General features: G+C 43.6%; 22 protein-coding genes, 1 riboswitch and 1 other annotated feature. Of the genes, 2 read left to right on the top strand and 20 right to left on the bottom strand.

Features of this window, described 5'->3' with window-relative positions:
- Positions 1-70 precede the first annotated feature (70 nt).
- From pulA to RYK49_RS09900, 4 genes are all read right to left on the bottom strand, one after another.
- Complete coding sequence (pulA, locus tag RYK49_RS09915) at positions 71-2,368, bottom strand: type I pullulanase (protein ID WP_314831586.1); 2,298 nt, start codon at positions 2,366-2,368, stop codon at positions 71-73.
- Positions 2,369-2,390: 22 nt separating this feature from the next.
- Complete coding sequence (locus RYK49_RS09910; RefSeq protein WP_002906169.1) at positions 2,391-3,341, bottom strand: diacylglycerol kinase family lipid kinase; 951 nt, start codon at positions 3,339-3,341, stop codon at positions 2,391-2,393.
- A gap of 9 nt (positions 3,342-3,350) precedes the next feature.
- The gene (ligA, locus tag RYK49_RS09905; RefSeq protein WP_314865600.1) at positions 3,351-5,309 is read right to left on the bottom strand and encodes an NAD-dependent DNA ligase LigA; all 1,959 of its coding nucleotides are present in this window, start codon (positions 5,307-5,309) and stop codon (positions 3,351-3,353) included.
- A 105-nt stretch (positions 5,310-5,414) separates the two neighbouring features.
- Positions 5,415-5,930: a QueT transporter family protein gene (locus tag RYK49_RS09900; RefSeq protein ID WP_314831546.1), complete on the bottom strand. Its 516-nt coding sequence runs from the start codon at positions 5,928-5,930 to the stop codon at positions 5,415-5,417.
- Positions 5,928-6,064: riboswitch (PreQ1 riboswitch) on the bottom strand. Its footprint overlaps the gene before it by 3 nt.
- A 28-nt stretch (positions 6,065-6,092) precedes the next feature.
- On the opposite strand from RYK49_RS09900, the gene RYK49_RS09895 reads away from it, so the two are divergent.
- Positions 6,093-6,536 carry a GtrA family protein gene (locus tag RYK49_RS09895; protein ID WP_126435352.1) on the top strand — a complete coding sequence of 148 codons (444 nt, stop codon included), beginning with the start codon at positions 6,093-6,095 and terminating at the stop codon, positions 6,534-6,536.
- 66 nt (positions 6,537-6,602) lie between these two features.
- Here the strand turns inward: RYK49_RS09895 and RYK49_RS09890 are convergent, their stop codons facing one another.
- From RYK49_RS09890 to RYK49_RS09820, 15 genes are all read right to left on the bottom strand, one after another.
- Positions 6,603-7,310, bottom strand: coding sequence for a B3/4 domain-containing protein (locus RYK49_RS09890; RefSeq protein ID WP_126435350.1), 708 nt, complete (start codon positions 7,308-7,310; stop codon positions 6,603-6,605).
- A gap of 17 nt (positions 7,311-7,327) precedes the next feature.
- Positions 7,328-7,777, bottom strand: a complete 450-nt coding sequence (locus RYK49_RS09885; RefSeq protein WP_126435348.1) for a MarR family winged helix-turn-helix transcriptional regulator — start codon at positions 7,775-7,777, stop codon at positions 7,328-7,330.
- A gap of 115 nt (positions 7,778-7,892) precedes the next feature.
- Positions 7,893-8,345 carry a hypothetical protein gene (locus tag RYK49_RS09880; RefSeq protein WP_314831547.1) on the bottom strand — a complete coding sequence of 151 codons (453 nt, stop codon included), beginning with the start codon at positions 8,343-8,345 and terminating at the stop codon, positions 7,893-7,895.
- Positions 8,346-8,621: 276 nt separating this feature from the next.
- Positions 8,622-9,545 carry a YihY/virulence factor BrkB family protein gene (locus RYK49_RS09875; RefSeq protein WP_314865602.1) on the bottom strand — a complete coding sequence of 308 codons (924 nt, stop codon included), beginning with the start codon at positions 9,543-9,545 and terminating at the stop codon, positions 8,622-8,624.
- Positions 9,546-9,578: 33 nt separating this feature from the next.
- Positions 9,579-10,436 carry a methionyl aminopeptidase gene (locus RYK49_RS09870; protein ID WP_314831548.1) on the bottom strand — a complete coding sequence of 286 codons (858 nt, stop codon included), beginning with the start codon at positions 10,434-10,436 and terminating at the stop codon, positions 9,579-9,581.
- A gap of 21 nt (positions 10,437-10,457) precedes the next feature.
- Positions 10,458-11,735, bottom strand: coding sequence for a CBS-HotDog domain-containing transcription factor SpxR (gene spxR, locus RYK49_RS09865; protein ID WP_314865598.1), 1,278 nt, complete (start codon positions 11,733-11,735; stop codon positions 10,458-10,460).
- Positions 11,728-12,279: a GNAT family N-acetyltransferase gene (locus tag RYK49_RS09860; RefSeq protein WP_314831549.1), complete on the bottom strand. Its 552-nt coding sequence runs from the start codon at positions 12,277-12,279 to the stop codon at positions 11,728-11,730. The genes spxR and RYK49_RS09860 overlap by 8 nt, the downstream gene beginning before the upstream one ends.
- Positions 12,280-12,312: 33 nt before the next feature.
- Positions 12,313-13,572: a UDP-N-acetylglucosamine 1-carboxyvinyltransferase gene (locus RYK49_RS09855; RefSeq protein ID WP_314831550.1), complete on the bottom strand. Its 1,260-nt coding sequence runs from the start codon at positions 13,570-13,572 to the stop codon at positions 12,313-12,315.
- 268 nt (positions 13,573-13,840) lie between these two features.
- Complete coding sequence (gene metK, locus RYK49_RS09850; protein ID WP_314865596.1) at positions 13,841-15,031, bottom strand: methionine adenosyltransferase; 1,191 nt, start codon at positions 15,029-15,031, stop codon at positions 13,841-13,843.
- A 217-nt stretch (positions 15,032-15,248) separates the two neighbouring features.
- The gene (locus RYK49_RS09845) at positions 15,249-15,716 is read right to left on the bottom strand and encodes a deaminase (RefSeq protein ID WP_002895042.1); all 468 of its coding nucleotides are present in this window, start codon (positions 15,714-15,716) and stop codon (positions 15,249-15,251) included.
- A gap of 216 nt (positions 15,717-15,932) precedes the next feature.
- The gene (gene rplT, locus RYK49_RS09840) at positions 15,933-16,292 is read right to left on the bottom strand and encodes a 50S ribosomal protein L20 (RefSeq protein WP_000124834.1); all 360 of its coding nucleotides are present in this window, start codon (positions 16,290-16,292) and stop codon (positions 15,933-15,935) included.
- Positions 16,293-16,343: 51 nt separating this feature from the next.
- The gene (gene rpmI / locus RYK49_RS09835) at positions 16,344-16,544 is read right to left on the bottom strand and encodes a 50S ribosomal protein L35 (RefSeq protein WP_001125943.1); all 201 of its coding nucleotides are present in this window, start codon (positions 16,542-16,544) and stop codon (positions 16,344-16,346) included.
- A 32-nt stretch (positions 16,545-16,576) separates the two neighbouring features.
- Positions 16,577-17,107, bottom strand: coding sequence for a translation initiation factor IF-3 (gene infC, locus RYK49_RS09830; protein ID WP_314865593.1), 531 nt, complete (start codon positions 17,105-17,107; stop codon positions 16,577-16,579).
- 16 nt (positions 17,108-17,123) lie between these two features.
- Positions 17,124-17,254 (bottom strand) — a sequence feature (ribosomal protein L20 leader region).
- Positions 17,255-17,280: 26 nt separating this feature from the next.
- On the bottom strand, positions 17,281-17,958 hold the full coding sequence (gene cmk / locus RYK49_RS09825; RefSeq protein ID WP_101771548.1) for a (d)CMP kinase: 678 nt from the start codon (positions 17,956-17,958) through the stop codon (positions 17,281-17,283).
- A gap of 9 nt (positions 17,959-17,967) precedes the next feature.
- Positions 17,968-18,405, bottom strand: a complete 438-nt coding sequence (locus RYK49_RS09820; protein WP_002895035.1) for an SAG1386/EF1546 family surface-associated protein — start codon at positions 18,403-18,405, stop codon at positions 17,968-17,970.
- Between the two features lie 45 nt (positions 18,406-18,450).
- Between RYK49_RS09820 and RYK49_RS09815 the strand changes: the two genes are divergently transcribed.
- Entirely contained in the window at positions 18,451-18,648 is a 198-nt protein-coding gene (locus tag RYK49_RS09815; protein ID WP_314830963.1) for a ferredoxin, read from the top strand.
- Here RYK49_RS09815 and RYK49_RS09810 read toward each other — a convergent pair.
- Positions 18,645-19,133: an EbsA family protein gene (locus RYK49_RS09810; RefSeq protein WP_002895031.1), complete on the bottom strand. Its 489-nt coding sequence runs from the start codon at positions 19,131-19,133 to the stop codon at positions 18,645-18,647. The two genes, RYK49_RS09815 and RYK49_RS09810, sit on opposite strands and share 4 nt — an antisense overlap.
- Positions 19,134-19,227 lie beyond the last annotated feature (94 nt).

Here is a 19,227-nt window from a genome sequence, read left to right as displayed (position 1 = left end):
GACATAAAACCGTTGCTTTTTTTGGAGATAAGGGACTATTGTCCCAGACTCTTTTCTTGTAGCTAATAACTTATTGAATAACTTCAAAAACAGAAACAGTCAGGTTTTCAACATAGAAAGGCTTCTTATGACGGCTATTGCCGACTAGGAGGCGCAGCTTGTCTGCATTAGGTAGATAGTAAGGAAGCCCGCTAGCATTAAAAATGACTTGATAATGCTTGTCATCCTTGATTTCAAAGATAATCAAACCACTGCCCTGCTCTGCTGATTGAACAAATACATGTTTATAAATATCTTCATAGGTCTGATAAGAAAAGGCCTTGCAGCTTGTCTTGAGGCGAATGATGTCCTTGATAAAATCAATGCTCTCCTGATGGTCCTGCAAAATATCCCAATTCACCTGATTGACTGCATCTGGCGCATTGTAGCTGTTCATGGCCCTTTCGCGATCACTGTGAAGAACTTGACCGTCTTCTCCAGTCGCCACTAGCTTGGTACGGGAAAATTCCTGTCCCAGCTCCATGAAAGCCATGCCTTGCATGAGCAGATTCATAGCAGTTGCCAGTTCAATCCGCTTGGTGCGAGTCAGAACATCATCATCGGGATGCAGCTCCGCAAGCAAATCATGCAGGTTGAAATTATCGTGTGCCTCCACGTAGTTAAGAACTTGATCAGGACTGAGATAGCTGCCTAGTTCACTGCTGCCAAGGATAGACTTAGCGACGATATCCTCCGTCGCCTGACCACTGACAAAACCAGCCTTGATGCCGCCGTAAACCTCGGCTCCCTTGACTGCATCGCGCTCTGTATCATTGAAAAATCCAATCCGCGGCAACTGATAAGCATTGTCCTTCTTGGCCTTGTCTTCTGGTCTCAGGCCAGTACCCATATCCCAGCCCTCTCCATAGAGCAAGATTCTCGGATCCACCTCATCCATAGCTTGACGGATGGCATTCATCGTTTTCACATCATGAATTCCCATTAGGTCGAAGCGGAAGCCATCCACATTGAACTCCTCTACCCAGTACAGCAGAGAGTCAATCATAAACTTGCGGAACATCTCATGTTCACTGGTCGTCTCACTCCCTACTCCGGTTCCGTTTTGGAAAGAGCCATTAGGATTCATCCGATAGTAATAATCCGGTACTGTAGCCTGAAAAGCAGAATCATAGGTCGAGTAGATGTGATTGTAAACAACATCCAGTGTCACAGAAATCCCCGCATCATGGTAGGCCTGAATCATCGTTTTCAAATCACGAATGGCCTGCGCTGGGTCGGCAGGATTGCTGGAAAAGCTAGTCTCTGGAGCATGATAGTTCTGTGGGTCATAGCCCCAGTTGTAGATTAGCTCCCCATTTTCATCATAGTCCTTGTGACGATCAGAGACAGGCTGAAGCTGGACAACATTAACGCCTAGATCACTGATATAGTCAAAGCCAGTCTTTTGCCCTAGATGATTGGTAGTTCCTTTTTGACAGGCTCCCAAGAAGGTCCCGCGCAGCTGACTGTCCACGCCTGAAGTCTCCGACTTGGTCAAATCTCGAATATGCATCTCATAAATCACTGCCTGATTTGGATTGTCCAAACGCCAGAGAGCTTCTTTGCCTTGCCAAACTTGAAAGCCAGCTACTTCTGTCTCATCTGCTCCAAGAATCGCTGAGCGCTTGCCATCTGGACTGGTCGCAACAGTATAGAGATCGCGAATATAGAAATTGCGGTATTCAAAGCTAACATGATAGTGATAGGTTTTGCCGGTCAAGTCTTCTCCTATTTCAGCTGACCAGACACCGATGGTATTTTCCTTATGGTCGTGAGAATATCGGTCTCCTTTTTGCATTGGGAAGATTTTATAAACAGGAGCTTGATTGTCAGCCGATTCATAGACTACCAGCTCTACCTTCCTAGCTGTCGGTGCCCAAACTTTGAATGTATGTTCATCACCCGTCTGACGGTGTCCCAACCAGCCTTGATAGCCCCAGCATTCATCAAAGTAGTCTGTTCTCAGGGCCATATCAAAGTTATGTGGACGCCGGCGTGAATACTGGTGACTTGTCGTTGCAGCCTGCAGGGAATAGTAAACCTGGGCATCTCCCTCAATCAGCCAAATTTCCGTAACCAGATGAGGAGGCAACAAATCGATATGGTACTCACAGGACTGGCTAGACCAGTCTGAACGTTTGATAATCACATGAGCGTGATCTAAGGGCTCCCAAGTCTCAAATGATAATTCCCCCTGAATACCAAAATAATCAAGTTTGGAAAAGGCTGCTTCCTTTCCCCATTGGTTTATTTGCCACTGCCACATATCATAGGAGAAATAATCTCCCGTAGGATTGTGGTAATGGACTAAGACTTTATAGTCTAGCATGTCTTTCATCTCTTATCTAAAATTATTCTATTGAAAGGGCTGTCTGACTGATTTCATCAATATTGGCAAAAAATTCCAAATGTCCGTGCAGCACTTCCAGTTCAACAGGCGTATCGCCGCCGTATTCTCCATCCAAATTCAACATAAATGGACCTTTTTTGTCTAAAATTTCCAGCTGCAGCTTGCTTGTTTTGAGGTATTCTACATTGATATCGCCAACGTGCTGACCGCCATTGATAGCCTGCATCATCAGACTCAGCATATCGAAGAGATTGGCTGTCTTGACCAAAATCAAGGTAAAATTCCCGTCATCTAATTTTGTGTCCGGTGCTAGCTTTTCAAAACCACCAATAGAGTTAGTCAAAGCCGCAAACATCAGCGAAATCTTCCCTTCAAAGACACCGTGGTCGTGCTTGATACGAACCTTGCGGAACTTAGAGCGAGGGAGTTTTTTTGCTCCTTCTGCGACATAGGCAAAGTAGCCTAGGCGAGATTTGACTTCACTAGGAACACTGTAAGTCAGCTCAGTCAGAGTTCCAGCTGCCGCAATATTGATAAAATACTTGTTCCCATAGGCCCGGCCAATATCCATCTTAATGGTCTGGTTCTTTTCAATAATGCGGGCTGCCGCTACTGGATCTCCCATGGGAATCTTCAAAGCACGCGCATAATCGTTGGTTGTGCCAGTTGGAATAAAGGCCAGTTTAGGCCGTTCATCCAGATTCGCCACGCCATTAACTACCTCATTGATGGTACCGTCGCCGCCTGCCGCAATAATCAAATCAAATCCTGCTTTTGCTGCCCTTTCAGCTTCTTTTTGAGCAGAAAGAGGCGCTGGAGTGGTCTGGTAGGCGCTGGTTTCATAGCCCACATCCTCCAAAACATCCAAAACTTCCGCTATATTTTTCTTAATAATTTCCTGTCCCGAAGTCGGGTTATAAATCAATCGTGCTCGTTTAATCTTATCCTTCATACTTCAGCCTCATAAGCTATCAAGCCAATCTTCATCCCGAATTTCAATTCCCAACTCCTGAGCCTTGGCCAGCTTGCTGCCGGCATCTTGGCCAGCCACTACCAGATCCGTTTTTTTAGAAACAGATCCAGAAACATTAGCACCCAGACTCTGCAATTTTTCTTTAGCTTGATTGCGTGTCAATTTTTGTAATTTACCAGTCAAAACAACCGTCATACCAGATAGGGCTGCATCAGCCGCTGCCTTTTGCCCCAGATAGTCTAGATTCACACCTGCTTCCTGCAGCTCCGCCAAAAGAATCTGAGAGCCTTCCTGCTCAAAATAGGTATGCAGGCTTTGGGCAATCACAGTTCCAAGACTGTCAATAGCCGCAATCTCTTCTTGGCTGGCCTGAGACAGCTTAGGAATATCATGGAATTTCTCCAGCAAAATCCGACTGGCCTTGCTTCCAACATGGCGAATCCCCAATCCGAACAAGAGACGTTCAGCCGAGTTCTCCTTGGAAGCTTGAATAGCAGTATATAATTTATTTGCTGATTTTTCCTTAAAGTTCTCTAGTTCTAGTAAATTTTCTACCGTCAGCCGATAGATTCCAGCCACATCCTTGACTAGATTTTGAGCAAAGAGCTTCTCTACCACTGCTGGACCCAGGCCAGTAATATTCATGGCATCCCGGCTGGCAAAGTGAATCAAGCCCTCCTTGATCTGGGCTGGACAAAGAGGATTGATGCAGCGCAGAGCGACTTCATCTTCAAAGTGCACTAGCTCACTCTCACAGCTCGGACAGTGACTTGGTATTTCTAAAGGTTCCTCTGAGACACGCTTGGACTCAACCACTCGCAAGACAGCAGGAATAATATCTCCCGCTTTATATACGATAACCGTGTCTTTCTGACGAATATCCTTCTCCGCGATATAGTCCACATTGTGCAAAGTTGCTCGGCTGACAGTCGTTCCCGCTAGCTGCACCGGCGTCAGATTAGCTGTCGGAGTCACAACTCCCGTCCGGCCGACTGTCCAGTCAACAGACAGAAGCTGGGCTTCCTTTTCCTCAGCTGGAAACTTATAGGCGATGGCCCACTTAGGTGCCTTGACAGTAAAGCCAAGCTCCTCTTGCACCGCTAAGTCATTAACCTTGATGACAATACCGTCAATCTCATAAGGCAGACTGTCCCGCTCCTGAGCAATCTTTTCGATAAACTCCCAAACTTCTTCGATAGAATCCGTCAAAAAATGATTCGGATTGACCGAGAAGTTCAAAGCTGCCAGCTTGTTTAAGACTTCTTCTTGGCTGCCAACCTGAGTCGGACTGGCTTCTTGGTAGAGGAAGGTTGCTAGATTGCGCTTGGCCACAACTGCTGTGTCCAACTGCCGCAAGGTTCCTGCTGCCGCATTTCGGGGATTGGCAAACTCAGGCTCACCATTCTCCTGCCGCAGTTGATTGACCGCATCAAAGGAAGCCTTGGGCATGTAGCACTCTCCGCGAACCGTAATGTCCAGTGGTTCTTTCAAGGTCAGTGGAATATCCTTGACCCGCTTGAGATTTTCGGTGATGTTTTCACCAACAGAGCCGTCCCCCCGAGTCGCTCCTGCTACCAAGATTCCCTTTTCATAGGTCAGGGAAATAGAGAGCCCGTCAATCTTGAGCTCACAAAGATAAGAAACTTGTGGAAATTCCTTGCGAACCCGCTGGTCAAAGGCTAGTAATTCTTCACGTGAAAAAGCATCCTGCAAACTAAAGAGAGGATACTGGTGTGGATATTTTTCAAATCCTTCTAAAATCTTCCCTCCCACCCGATGCGTCGGACTGTCAGGCAGGATATCGGCTGGGTACTTTTCTTCTAACTCCGCTAACTCACGATAGAGTCTGTCATACTCGCTGTCCGATACACTTGGCCTGTCTGCCGTATAGTACTCATGGGCATATCGGTTGAGCAATTTTACTAATTCTGACATTCTTTCTTTCATACTTCTATTTTATCACAAATACACAAAATCTTCCTCTATTTGTTCTCAATTCTTCCTAAAAAGCAAAAGGACACAAAAAGAGCGGAAATTCCGCTCTCTGCTGTCTTATTTTGTCAAATCAATACTTTTTGCAATCTGGTTAATAATGATAGCTCCAGCAATCAAGGAAGCAAATTCTCCAATGCCTGTTGTAAACCAAGTCAGGAAGAATGGCTGGCCTTGCAAGAAATGTAATTCTGCAGCAATGGTCACCATCGAAATAGAGAATAAAACTGCAAAATAGAAATGATCCAAACGAATCAAGCCTTTAATCAGATATTGATTCTTATAGCGACTGAAAAGATAGACACCCAGTGACAGGAAGACTAAAGTGGACCCGCCGCCGACAAAGACATCGACGATTCCAAAACTATAGAGATTGGCAATCATACAGCCAATGGTCACTCCCATGATATATTTCCGATTATAAAAAGCCATAAAGTTCATCATTTCAGAAATTCTGAACTGGTAAGCACCATAGCTTATAGCATTTAAAGGGGGCGTAATCGTAAGGGCAACATAAATAGCAGCAACAATGGCAATCTGAGCCAAATCACGAACTGTCAGTTTTTCTTGTTTCATGTTTTCTCCTTTAGCGGCTTTACCGCGTATAATATGCTTGGCGAAAGAAGTTAAGCGCCAAGGGTTGCGTCACATGAGAGGAGCATCATTAGTTGATTCCCCCACAGATTTGGCAACCCAACTAGTATAGCATAAATCCTAGAAATATGATAGACTATCTTTATGAAAACTTTAATCAAAAAATTCTTTGACAATGAGGTTCTGTCTTATCTTTTCTTTGGTGTGGCAGCTACCCTTGTTTATATGACTACTCGTCTCCTTATCTTCGCTCTTACAGGACAGACATTATTTGCGACCATTACTGCTAATGTCACAGCAGTACTTTTTGCCTTTATCACAAATGATACCATTGTCTTTAAACAGCAGCGCAAAGGTTGGCAAAAACGACTTCTTAAATTTGCTCTGGCTCGTTCTGGCACTCTTTTGCTAGATATTGTTCTTGCAAAATTATTAGTAGATACTTACCCTAATATTATCGGGCAATTTGTCAAAAATGAACGCAACCTTATCAACTCGATAGAGTCTCTTTTCTCTCAAGTGCTTATTATTGTCCTCAACTATGTTTTCAGCAAAGTCTTTATCTTTGAAAACAAGAAAGCTAATTGACTATGGTACTTCGGCCTCAAAATATCAAATCTGGACCAGATAATTCTGATCCAGATTTTTATAGTCTTAAATTTCCAAGCTTGGATTATCAAGCGTCATATGAGTGATTTCACCTTTGACACCAAAATAGTCCTCAATCAGAGTCTGGAGTTCTGTCATAGCTGCTTGGACGCGTGCTGCTTGCTCTTCATTAATGGCCTCAATGACCAAGATGGCGTCCTTGGTCTCCTCTGTCAGCATGGTCCTCTGGGCTTCTCGCCAGTTAAGACAACGGCAGACAGCCCCCTCTTCATCATAGTAGATGATTTCTTCTGGCAGAGCCGGCGCGTCACTCTCAGCTCCCAGCGGGAAAAAGGCTTCGCCACCCTTGGCTTTTCCTAGATGAAGACCTCCGACAATCTTATCCAAATCCTCACCTCCACATGGAACCGCATAAGACAGCGAGACACTGTTGTAGATATCGACCAAAGGATTGATTGGATGAAGTTCCCGCCCCTGACTAACCCGCTTGAGCAGGGCTTCGATAGAGGAGCGCGCTCCTTTTTTGGTCTTGAATTTGCTGAAAGCCTGCCGCCACTCCTGAATGACTTCATTTTGAGTGAAGTTCTCGTCTAGGATAAAGTCCTCAGCTCGCTTTGCTCCCTTATCCAGCAGGGATTTGAAATATGGATCCTTACTTTCATCCACACTATTATCAAGCCCTTTGACCACTAAAATACTAATCTGAGCTTCCGGAAATACTTGCCAAAATTCATTTTCAATTGTAACTTTCATGCTCTACCTCTTCAATCTTAATAGTTTCTTTTTTGTCCTTTTTTGACGGCTTCCCAGTCACCTGTGATGTTTTCACGCACTCGGATCAGCATTTCCTCCAAGGCTTGAACTTCTTCCTGAGAAAAGTCCCGCAGAGATGTCTCTTCAGAATAGTCATTCTCCGCTAGGATAAAAGGATAAAGTGTTTCCCCTTTTTCCGTCACAAACCATTCCTTGTTCTTCTTGTTGCCTTTGGCTGCCTTCTGCTGCACCAAGCCCTTGGCTTCTAGCTTCTTAACAGAGCGGGCAACCGTTGAGCGATCCACCTTGAGCAGCTCCGACAGCTCCTCTTGGATAATTCCCGGATTCTCCGCGATTCGTACCAGATAAAGATATTGCCCCCGCGCAAGGTCAATATCACGAAACTCAATATTCGCAATGGAATCCAAAGCTCGGGCGATAATCCCAATTTCCCGCAATACTGACATATCCCCTCCTTTTATTTTTATTTGAAACTATTATATCACATTTTATTGCAAATGCAATAAAATCACTAAAAATAAAAAGAGGAAAATCCTCTTTAAGAAATCTATATCAACATCCTTACAAGTAAGGAATCTTCTTATTCTTATTAAGATTAGTAATGATACTAGAGAAAAATGCAGAATTCAATTCTTGACAGTAGCTAATCAGTTCTTGTCGATCCCTGTCCTCAAACAGGTAAGCTATTGATACTAGGACCTGAATTGGAGAAATGACCTGCCTGAAGTTCTCTAAGTAAGCTTCACGTTTAGCTGCACTATAGAAGTCTTGGACTTCCTCATGACTGAGTACAACCTCTCTTTGATTCAAGCCTAGCAAAGCTCTAGCAAATAAGTTCTGGTTGCCACTATCTAAGCTAGAGTATACATAGCTCAACTCTTTCTTGTCTTTATTTTGTAAATATACGATAGCTAAAGCCAAGCTTCGATAGAGAACAGTCGCTGAGTATTTTCCTTGAACTAATTCCTCCAAATAAGGTAGTAGGCTAGTACATTCCGTAGCTGCAATGGTCAAAATCAACTCATTCTGAGTTCCCAAGACCTTGGTTTAGTCATAACAAAGCCCAGAGCTTCAGCTAATGCTTGATCCAGGCCTTCTATACGTTGGCGTCTAATTTGCTTGGCTTGCTCTCTTAAGTAGAGGTAGTTTTTGAGATAGGAGCATAGAAACAAGTTCTTTATTTGAAGATACTGCTAATTGTTTTGCAGTTTTTAAAGTAGGCATAGTTTTCTTCTCCTTTCATTTTTTAAGACATAGTGACTAGAAAATTTAGTTTTTTGTGTATCTATCCTACTGTTTTTCTTTCACCAGCTGATTCTTAAAAGAAAATTTACCTGTGCTTTCAACTTGAAACCCTGACTCACAGCAGCTCTGGATACTGGCATTGAGCACTGCGCCAACAATCAAAATTTTAGCAATCATGATAAACCAAAACATCATCACAACCATAATGATGGAGCTAAAAAAGCGGACATCAACCAGGTGATTTAAATAATTATCCATGTAAACGGAAAAGATATTCAGCAAGGACAGAATGGTCAGAAGCACGAAGGCACTGCCGGGCAGAACATAGCGTTTTTTGTTGATTTTCACATTAGGAAGGAAATAATAGAACATAACCAAAACCGCAAAGAGTAAGGCATAAATCAGGGGCTCCGTAAAATTCTGCAAGTGCTGATAAAGCTGGTTATCTAGCTTCCAGTAAGTACGGAGAAAATCCAGCGACATATGGCCAAACATGGTCAGAAAGAGGGCCAAGGCAAAGAGAATCTGCAGACCTAGACTCACAAAGAGACTCATGACGCGATGAGAAATCAGCCCCCGACTCTTAGCCACCCCATAGGCTTTGTTAAAGGCAATCTGGAGGAAATTCATGGACTTGGAAAAAGTCCAAAGAGCCGACAAGACTGAGAAACTCAGCAGACCAGTCGAAGGCTGGGTCAGCACTTCACGCATGACTTTTGCCACAACATCATATAAAGTTTCTGGTAGCATGTCCTTGATGGCTGTCAGAAAATCCGCCACCGGAATATGAAAATAGGGCAAAATATTCACCACAATCAAAAGCAAAGGAAAAACGGAAATCAGCCAATAATAAGCAACTGCAACGCTGCTCAGCTCACTATCTGCCTCTTTATAAAAACGGAAAAATTCTCTTAAAAACTGATTGTTGCGAACCTTGCCAAATAATTTCTTCACTCTCTTCTCCTTCAAAAAAAGCTGAGACAAGTGCCCAGCCTTTGATTTCTAATAAGTCCCTTCTTCTCCCTGGCTGGTCAGAATGATAGGACCATCTTTTGTAATGACAAACTGATGCTCATATTGACAGGACAGACCGCCATCCAGCGTTTTATGTGCCCAGCCGGTCTCAAAGTCCGTATCAATTTCCCAGGTACCTGTATTGATCATGGGCTCGATAGTCAGAACCATTCCCTCACGCAAGCGCAAGCCACGTCCTGCTCGACCATAATGCGGCACCATAGGCTCCTCATGCATAGTTGGGCCAACACCATGACCGACCAGATCCCGCACAACGCCATAGCCATGACTTTCAGCATATTCCTGAATAGCTGCACCAATGTCGCCGATACGATTGCCAACCTTGGCAGCCGCAATTCCACGGTAGAGACATTCCTTGGTCACATCCATCAGCTGCTGAGCCTCTGGGCTAATCTTCCCTACTGCATAGGTCCAGCAAGAGTCTGCCACACCGCCTCGGAAGCTCTCTGTGTGCTGCTTCATCTGTGCTACATTGTCAAAATCTAGCTTGGACACATCCAGCTCTGCCTTATCGACCAAGCCAACCACCATATCAACGCTGATGACATCACCTTCTACCAGCTTCTGATGACGGGGAAAGGCATGGGCTACCTCATCATTAAGAGAGCAGCAAGTCGCATAAGGATAGTCCATGACAGAGCCTTCAACACCAATTTGCAGAGGCAGCGCATTGTCTTCTTTACAACGCTTGCGAACATACTCTTCAATGTCCCACATGTCAATTCCTGGCTTAATCAAATCTCTCAAACCAATGTGGACCGAAGCCAGAAAATCTCCACTTTTGTCCATCAAGTCAATTTCACGCTGTGATTTTAAAGTAATCATTCTTTCTCTAAATTCCTCTTCTTAATTAATTTTCACTGTAATCGTCGCTTTGGCAACTAGCATCGCTTCCAGATACATCTCAAAGTCAATAATGGCTGTCCGCCTAGTCTGACGGATAATACGCGGCTGGATATGCAGCAGGTCATCAATCTGGACCGCCTGAAAGAAATAAATCATCAGTTGATCGATAATGAGACTGCGGCCGCTGTTAACCATGAGCTGCTGGGTAATCCGAGTCAGAATTTCTGTCAGCACACCGTTAGCCAGCACACCATTTTGCTCCAGCATAAAAGGCTCAACGGTAAAGGAAAACAAATCATCCTGACGGCTAATCTTCTGTCCTACTTGCTCACTGAAAGTCGGCAAGCTGGAAATCTGAGAACGGCTCATTTTTTCCATAATGTCCCGACGCGTGATTACACCCAGCAAGGTCTGGTTGCTGCGAACCACTGGTATCATTTCAAAATCTTCTGCAATCATGCGCTGGCTGATATTAGCAATATTGGCAGATAAGCCTGTCATAAAGACGTTTTTCGTCATGACCTTGTCCAAGGTTGTCAGAGGAGACTTATCCCCTGCATCCCGCATGGTTACTACTCCCACCAGCACCTGCTGTTGGTTGATAACCGGAAACCGGCTGGCGCGATTGCGACGAACTAAGTCTAGATAGTCACGAACAGTATCAGTATCATGCAAGAAGCCGTACTCGTGGCTGGAGCGATAGACCTGCTCCACTGTTAATATATCGGTCTTGATCTGCATATTGGACAGGGCCCGATTAATCATGGTTGCAACGGTGTAGGTATCGTGCTTGGTCCTGAGAACCGGTATATTAAGCAGATTAGCCATCTTTAGAACTTCCGAGCTGACTTCAAAGCCTCCGGTTACCAGCACCGCATTCTCATTTTCCAGAGCCAAGAGCTGAATTTTCGTCCGGTCTCCAACAATCAGGAGACCACCCTCTGTCAGATAGTGCAGGATATTCTGCTCCGTCATGGCTCCGATGGAAAATTTATTAAACTCTTTTTCCAGACCATCTTCTCCGGCCAATACTTCTGAGCCAGTAATATCAACGATTTCCTTGTAGGTCAGATGCTCCAAGACCACTTTCTTGGACTTAACCCGAACCGTACCACTCCGAGGTCTGGTCTCAACAATACCGCGGTTCTCCGCTTCCTTGATAGCTCGATAGGCCGTACCATCACTAACTCCCAGATAGTTTGAAATACTGCGGACACTGACTCTCTTGCCTATTGGAAGATTTTCAAGATAGGTTAAAATTTCCTGATGCTTACTCATTAAAATCTCCTCTCTCATAACGGTACTCCAGATAATCTCTCATCTTCCTCGTGTACCGATCGCTCCCTTTAAACTGCCGGTAGAGGCTGAAGCCAGATTTTTGAGCTACCTTTTGACTAGCTAGGTTCTCTGCATGAGTGATAATACTGAGGCGCTTGAAGTCAAAGCGGGTAAATGACAAAAAAACAATCTCTCGGACAACTTCTGTCATCAGCCCTTGTCCCCAGTAGTCTTGCCGCAGAAAATAGCCTAACTCAGCTTCTTTCTTAATCTCGTCCATCTTTTCAAACTTGACAGAGCCAATCATTTCCTGCATTTCCTTGTGACAAATAGCCCAAATCCCCAGAGGATTTTTCATAAAGAAATTGGCAATGACGTATTCACTTTCCTCTAGGCTTGCTTCTGTCGGAAAAATGAACTGAGTATTTTCCGGATTGGACGCAATCTTATATAGGGCACCTGCATCTTCAAATACAATGGGCCGCAAAAAAGCATGCTCTGTCTCAATAAATGAACAGGCTGCTAAATGTGTCCATAAATTCATCTGCTACCTCTACAAAAAATAAGCGAAAAACGCTTATTCTTCTATCAACTGGATATCTGCACCCAGATTTGTTAATTTTTCAATAATATTAGAATAGCCGCGCAGGATAAACTCGATATTCGTAATCTCTGTCTTTCCTTGAGCCATCAAACCAGCAATAACCAAGGCAGCTCCTGCTCGTAAATCGGTCGCCTTGACCTGAGCTCCCTGCAGTTGATTTGGTCCCTCATAGACAATCTGATCGCTGCTGGTCGAAATCTTGCCTGCCATCTTAGCCAGCTCCGCCACATGGTTAACCCGCTTCTCATAGATGGTGTCCGTGATTTTACCGTGGCCATTAGCCGTCAGTAAGAGCGGGGTAATAGGCTGTTGTAGGTCAGTTGCAAAGCCTGGATAAGGAGAAGTCTTAATGTTTATAGCACGCAGATTTTGCTGCTCTTCGACAAAAATGCTGTCTTCAGAAACCGTCATCCGAACACCCATTTCCTCAAGCTTGGCAATAAAACTCTCCAAATGCTCATAAAGGACATTATTAATCTGAATTCCCTGACCAATAGCTGCAGCAAGGGCGATATAAGTTCCTGCCTCGATACGGTCAGGAATTACTTGATGACGAGTTCCATGAAGGTGTGGAACCCCCTCAATCGTGATAATATCAGTTCCTGCTCCACGGATATGTGCTCCCATATTATTCAAGAGAGTTGCCACATCGATGATTTCAGGCTCCCGCGCTGCATTTTCAATAATAGTCCGACCTTTGGCCTTGACAGCAGCCAACATAGTATTGATGGTGGCACCCACGCTGACCGTATCCATATAAATGCTAGCGCCTTTCAGCTGCTGGCCTCCTGTGGATAGGTTCATGTAGTTGCCGTCCATGGTCATCTTAGCTCCCATGGCTTCAAAAGCCTTGAGGTGCAAGTCAATAGGACGCGGACCCAAGTCACAGCCACCAGGCAGACCTACCGTCGCTTCACCATAGCGGCCTAGCAAGCTGCCATAGAAATAATAAGAAGCCCTTAGACTATTGATTTTTCCATAAGGCATAGGGACGTTTTGGATACCACGCGGATCAATCGTCAGACTGTCCTCAGAGCAAGTAACACTAGCCCCCATAGCAATCATAATATCAATCAGACTATCCACATCCGAAATATCCGGAACACCATCCAACGTTACAATATCATCCGCCAGAATCACAGCTGGAATCAAGGCAACAACACTGTTTTTAGCACCATTAATAGTCACCTCTCCTTTTAAGGGGCGACCACCATGTATTACAATTTTTTTCATGTTTAAAATAAAGCTCTTTCAAGGTATTGCCATTTATTATACCACAGATTCGGGAAATTTCCTATACTTTTAGATAAATAAGACAATCGAAATTAAAATGAAACAGGGAAAATGGCTTTTTCAATAATTTTTCAGAAAAAACAGCATTGCAAAAAATGAAAGAAGCACAAGGTTAGACTGCTTGCCTTTTTAAAGTTGCCTGTATAGAAATGACTTTTTCTTTAGAAAATAGAAAAGTTCCCAATCATGACGATTGAGAACTGTCTTCTTACTGCACTGCTGCTTTCAAAGCGTCCACCCTATCCAACTTTTCCCAAGGCAGGTCAATGTCTGTCCTACCCATGTGGCCATAAGCTGCTGTCTGACGGTAGATTGGTCGTTTTAGATCCAGCATTTGAATGATACCGGCCGGACGCAGATCAAAAATCTGACGTACTGCTTCCTGAAGCTTGCTTTCTGCAACAGTGCCAGTCCCAAAAGTATCGATTCGAATAGATACCGGCTGAGCCACACCAATAGCATAGGCTAACTGAACTTCTGCCTTCTTGGCCAGTCCAGCAGCCACGATATTTTTAGCAATGTAGCGAGCTGCGTATGAAGCTGAGCGGTCGACCTTGGTCGCATCCTTACCAGAGAAGGCACCGCCACCGTGACGAGCATAACCGCCGTAAGTATCCACAATAATCTTACGGCCAGTCAAGCCAGAATCTCCTTGCGGACCCCCAATTACAAAGCGTCCGGTTGGATTGATGAAGAATTTCGTCTTATCATCCAAATACTGGGCTGGAATAACTGCTTTAATTACCTTTTCAATCACATCACGATGAATCTCTTCATTGGTCACTTCTGGGTCATGTTGGGTCGAAATAACCACTGTATCCACGCGTACAGGCTGGTCATTTTCATCATACTCAACAGTCACCTGTGACTTAGCATCTGGACGCAGATAGGCAATCTCTCCTGATTTGCGCAACTCTGCCAATCGACGAACAAGCTTATGGCTGAGCGAGATAGGCAGCGGCATGAGCTCTGGCGTTTCATCCACAGCAAAGCCAAACATAAGCCCTTGGTCACCAGCTCCGATTAAGTCCAATGGATCTTGGTCTGTATTCCCACGAACCTCCAGAGCTTCATTGACACCCTGTGCAATATCTGGTGACTGCTCCACCAAAGACGGATGCACACCGACTGTCTCTGCTGAAAAGCCATACTCCGTATTGGTGTAGCCAATCTCTGCAATGGTATCACGAACCACACGGTTAATATCTACATAGGCTGTGGTTGAAATTTCACCAAAAACATGAACTGAGCCTGTATAAACGGCTGTTTCAGCAGCCACATGGGCATCTGGATCCTGACTCAAGACAGCATCCAAAATAGCATCGGAAATTTGGTCTGCAATCTTATCGGGATGTCCCTCCGATACAGATTCAGACGTGAAAAGTTTACGTTCTGACATATAAATGTCCCCCCTTAAATAAATTGTTATAGAGTTACAAAGTACTGATAGAAATAACTACCACCTTATCGGGACTATATAACTTCTTCATTATACCACTTTTCGCTAAAAAATTCAGAATTTTTTAAATAGAAAAAGCTATAGCCGAAAACTATAGCTTTATTATTTAGATTTACTTGGAATAATTAGACTACTAATCTTAAAAATTTAAAGTACACTAAACCAAATCTGTCTGAGCGATAGCCTTCTTGACATCATCCAGTGGCAGATGAACTAATTCCACCTCTTTTTCCTTATAGAGATACTGAGCATAGTCATCTATGCGATATTGGTTAATGTAGACCACCCGTTTGCAGCCGACCTGAAGCAGTTGCTTGGTACAGTTGAGACAAGGAAAATGAGTCACATAAGCCGTAAAGCCCTTGGGAACTCCCCGCTCGGCTCCTTGCAAGATGGCATTGACCTCAGCATGCAAGGTCCGTACGCAGTGACCATCAATGACCAAGCATTCATGGTCAATACAGTGCTCAGTCCCTGAAACTGAGCCATTGTAACCAGTTGAAATAACCTTATTATCCTTGACCAATACAGCGCCAACCTTGGCTCGCTTACAGGTTGAGCGATTAGCGATTAAGAGAGCCTGAGCCGCAAAATACTGATCCCAAGCTAAACGATTCTCTGACATAATTTCTCCATTCTACTGATTTTTTATTTACATAAATGTCTGTTTTTTCTATTATATCGCAAATCCCTATTTTTAACTAGCTTTATCATGAGAGCTATTTCATCTGCAACAAGCCTTTATCTATACTATAAGTACATTGCAGGCTATTTCTCTCTTTATACTTTTCATTAAGAGTTATCGAAAAAGAACCAAGGAAATCCTCGGTTCTTATTTTAATTATTTACCAAGCTTAGCTTTAGCTGCATCTGCAAGAGCTGTGAAAGCTGCTGCATCGTTAACAGCCAAGTCAGCAAGCATTTTACGGTTAACTTCGATCTCAGCCAATTTCAAACCATGCATCAATTGTGAGTATGAAAGTCCGTTCATACGAGCTGCCGCGTTGATACGAGTGATCCACAATTTGCGGAAGTCACGTTTTTTCTGACGACGGTCACGGTATGCATAGTAGTAAGAGTTCATTACTTGTTCTTTTGCAGTACGGAACAAGATGTGTTTAGCTCCATAGTAACCTTTTGCTAATTTAAGAATACGTTTACGACGTTTGCGTGATACAACGCCACCTTTAACACGTGCCATGTTTTATTTCCTCCAAATATTTCCTAGAATTGTTTACTTACTGTTAGGCTATTATTTCAAGCGAGTAAGCATTGCTTTGATACGTTTGTAATCTCCTGAATGCACCATAGATGCTTTACGAAGATGACGACGTTGTTTCTTAGTTTTTCCGTGGAAACGGTGAGAAGTGTAAGCACGGAAACGTTTAAGTCCACCAGAACCTGTACGTTTGAAACGTTTAGCTGATGCGCGGTGTGTTTTTTGTTTTGGCATGATTTTTTCTCCTTTATTTAACTTTCTGACAATTATTTTTTGTCAGTCGCTGGCGCCAATTGCATGAACATTTGACGTCCATCCATTTTAGCACGTTGTTCGATGATGGCAATATCTTGAGTTGCTTCAGCAAACTCGGCTAAAACTTTTGCACCAATCTCTTTATGGGTAATCATACGACCCTTAAAGCGAATAGATACCTTAACTTTATTTCCTTTTTCAAGGAATTTGCGTGCATTGCGAAGTTTTGTATCAAAGTCACCCTTGTCAATAGTTGGACTTAGACGAACTTCTTTCACAGTAACAACACTTTGTTTTTTACGTTGTTCTTTTTGTTTCTTCTGGTACTCAAATTTGAACTTACCGTAGTCCATAATTTTTGCAACAGGTGGTTTAGCTTGTGGCTGAATCAGGACCAAATCGACATTTGCTTCATCCGCAAGAGACTGCGCTTCGCTCAGCGGTTTAATACCTAATTGTTCGCCGTCAAGACCGATCAAGCGAACTTCACGCACACGAATTTCATCATTGATGAATAAGTCTTGTTTTGCTATGGTTTTCACCTCTTTTTTTATTTTTAGAGAAAAACAAGTGCGGACCTGCTAACGCAAACCCGCACTACACGATAGTATTTCATTACTGAAACTGAATCCTGTAGAGCCAGACAACGTTAGTCGCAAGGCGAGAAGTTCTCACTTCTGCTTTTCTCAACTCTACTATCATACCAAGTTTCATTTTATTTGTCAATAATTTTTTTCGCTTTTTCTTCGATAAATGCAACAACTTCAGAAATACCAACACCCGTAGTATCAAAATGAAGGGCATCTTCTGCCGGTCTCAATGGTGAAACCTCGCGGTGACTGTCCTTATAATCCCGCTCTGCAATTTCTTCTTTCAGTTTCTCCAAGTCAGCAGGAATTCCTTTAGATAGATTTTCCTTATAACGGCGCTCAGCTCTTTCATCAACCGAAGCTACCAGATAAATCTTGAGCTCAGCCTGAGGCAAGACAACCGTTCCAATATCACGGCCATCCATGACAATCCCTCCCTGAGCTGCAATTTGCTGCTGCAAGGCCACCAGTTTCTCACGAACTTGAGGAATGGCTGATACCCAGGAAACATTATTGGTAACTTCATTTTCCCGAATTGGGTGAGTCACATCCACATCGCCGACAAAGACTAGCTGCTCGCCATCTTCTGCTCGACCAAAACTGACCGAATGATTATTGAGCAAGTCTACAATTTCAGTGGCGTCTGCTTCTGTCAGATGATGCCGCAGAGCCAGATAGGTTGCAGCCCGGTACATGGCTCCTGTATCTAAATAAGTATAGCCAAAGTCCTTGGCAATAATCTTGGCGACAGTCGATTTTCCACTGGAAGCAGGACCGTCAATCGCAATTTGAATCTGTTTCATGGCTGGCTCCTACTCAATCTTCACAACATCACCTGGATTGGCATACCAAGAACCAGTGGACATATGAGAAGGGTTCAGCTGTTCAAGCTTGGCAATAGAAATACCTGCACGCGCTGCAATGGCTGCTTCTCCTTCGCCAGGCTGAACAGTCAGAGTTCCTTCAGAGGATTCTGTGGTATTTGCCGCTGTCTGCTCTGCTGTAGAAGACGCTTCACTGCTGGAACTTGCTGCTGAAGTGCCGTAGAAACCTTCCATTTGGGTCTGTCTATTACTTCCACCAGTAGACAGATAGGTCAGGAAGCACACCACCGCAACCACTAAAATACAGAAAATAATGGTTAATATGGTCAACAAGCGGTCTGCATTCAAGGCGCTAAACTTCTTAGTTCGTTTCAACTTATCTTCTCCGTTATCGTATACATCTTCTTCCCATGGTTCTTTTTCCATGACTTCCTCCTTGAGTTTTTCTTAAAATCTTATTACAATATGGGTATGAAAGTAACACTCATTCCCGAACGGTGCATTGCCTGTGGGCTTTGTCAAACCTACTCTGATCTCTTTGACTATCATGACAATGGCATCGTCAAATTTTACCAGGACGACCAGCTCCTAGAAAAGGAAATCACTGAGGATTCCGATGTCGTGGAAGCCATCAAAAACTGCCCAACCCGAGCTCTTTTGAAAGACTAGGATTTTTTGGACTGACTACCATAGTAAGCTTCAAAATAGTCAATATGGGTAAAATTATCTACTAATTCTACCTCACCCTTAAAATGCTCATTAAGGGCCAAGGCATTGACAAAATATTTTTTAGGCCACTTGCGCATACAAAAACTCCGGCTGCGGCTCTGCCCTTTAAAATATAAGGTAATTGATGTCTTAGTCACTTCGACTTTTTCAATATCTGAAATCTTGACCTTTATCGGAGTAAAGGGATTGGCTGTGATAATTCGCAAGGTTCCATCGTCATAAATGGTAAAATAACGATGAACTCCCATTCCCAACAAAACCATGAACAAGAAGAAAGAAAACAGAACAAGAGTTGGCACTCGTGAGCTTTCATACATCAAAGCCAGGCCAACAAAAATCGGAATGACCGATAAAGACCAATATATTATCAGGATGGCTACATCTGGCTGCCAGTGATAGCGAACCTTACCGAAAATCTTTATCATGCTCACACCCCCATACTACTAGTTTAGCATAAATTAAGAAAAAATAGAACAGGTAGACTTGCCTATTCTATTTTTTATTTATGAATTTTAAGTT

This window comes from uncultured Streptococcus sp., from assembly GCF_963525625.1.
Lineage (GTDB): Bacteria > Bacillota > Bacilli > Lactobacillales > Streptococcaceae > Streptococcus.
Note: the sequence above shows the minus strand (reverse complement) of the source record. Positions and strands in the feature narration are given on the sequence as shown.

Bases quoted from the DNA above. Each gene is read 5' to 3' on its own strand.
- pulA (WP_314831586.1), bottom strand. From the start codon at position 2,368: ATGCTAGACTATAAAGTCTTAGTCCATTACCACAATCCTACGGGAGAT.
- RYK49_RS09910 (WP_002906169.1), bottom strand. From the start codon at position 3,341: ATGAAGGATAAGATTAAACGAGCACGATTGATTTATAACCCGACTTCG.
- ligA (WP_314865600.1), bottom strand. From the start codon at position 5,309: ATGAAAGAAAGAATGTCAGAATTAGTAAAATTGCTCAACCGATATGCC.
- RYK49_RS09900 (WP_314831546.1), bottom strand. From the start codon at position 5,930: ATGAAACAAGAAAAACTGACAGTTCGTGATTTGGCTCAGATTGCCATT.
- RYK49_RS09895 (WP_126435352.1), top strand. From the start codon at position 6,093: ATGAAAACTTTAATCAAAAAATTCTTTGACAATGAGGTTCTGTCTTAT.
- RYK49_RS09890 (WP_126435350.1), bottom strand. From the start codon at position 7,310: ATGAAAGTTACAATTGAAAATGAATTTTGGCAAGTATTTCCGGAAGCT.
- RYK49_RS09885 (WP_126435348.1), bottom strand. From the start codon at position 7,777: ATGTCAGTATTGCGGGAAATTGGGATTATCGCCCGAGCTTTGGATTCC.
- RYK49_RS09870 (WP_314831548.1), bottom strand. From the start codon at position 10,436: ATGATTACTTTAAAATCACAGCGTGAAATTGACTTGATGGACAAAAGT.
- spxR (WP_314865598.1), bottom strand. From the start codon at position 11,735: ATGAGTAAGCATCAGGAAATTTTAACCTATCTTGAAAATCTTCCAATA.
- RYK49_RS09860 (WP_314831549.1), bottom strand. From the start codon at position 12,279: ATGAATTTATGGACACATTTAGCAGCCTGTTCATTTATTGAGACAGAG.
- RYK49_RS09855 (WP_314831550.1), bottom strand. From the start codon at position 13,572: ATGAAAAAAATTGTAATACATGGTGGTCGCCCCTTAAAAGGAGAGGTG.
- metK (WP_314865596.1), bottom strand. From the start codon at position 15,031: ATGTCAGAACGTAAACTTTTCACGTCTGAATCTGTATCGGAGGGACAT.
- RYK49_RS09845 (WP_002895042.1), bottom strand. From the start codon at position 15,716: ATGTCAGAGAATCGTTTAGCTTGGGATCAGTATTTTGCGGCTCAGGCT.
- rplT (WP_000124834.1), bottom strand. From the start codon at position 16,292: ATGGCACGTGTTAAAGGTGGCGTTGTATCACGCAAACGTCGTAAACGT.
- rpmI (WP_001125943.1), bottom strand. From the start codon at position 16,544: ATGCCAAAACAAAAAACACACCGCGCATCAGCTAAACGTTTCAAACGT.
- cmk (WP_101771548.1), bottom strand. From the start codon at position 17,958: ATGAAACAGATTCAAATTGCGATTGACGGTCCTGCTTCCAGTGGAAAA.
- RYK49_RS09820 (WP_002895035.1), bottom strand. From the start codon at position 18,405: ATGGAAAAAGAACCATGGGAAGAAGATGTATACGATAACGGAGAAGAT.
- RYK49_RS09815 (WP_314830963.1), top strand. From the start codon at position 18,451: ATGAAAGTAACACTCATTCCCGAACGGTGCATTGCCTGTGGGCTTTGT.
- RYK49_RS09810 (WP_002895031.1), bottom strand. From the start codon at position 19,133: ATGATAAAGATTTTCGGTAAGGTTCGCTATCACTGGCAGCCAGATGTA.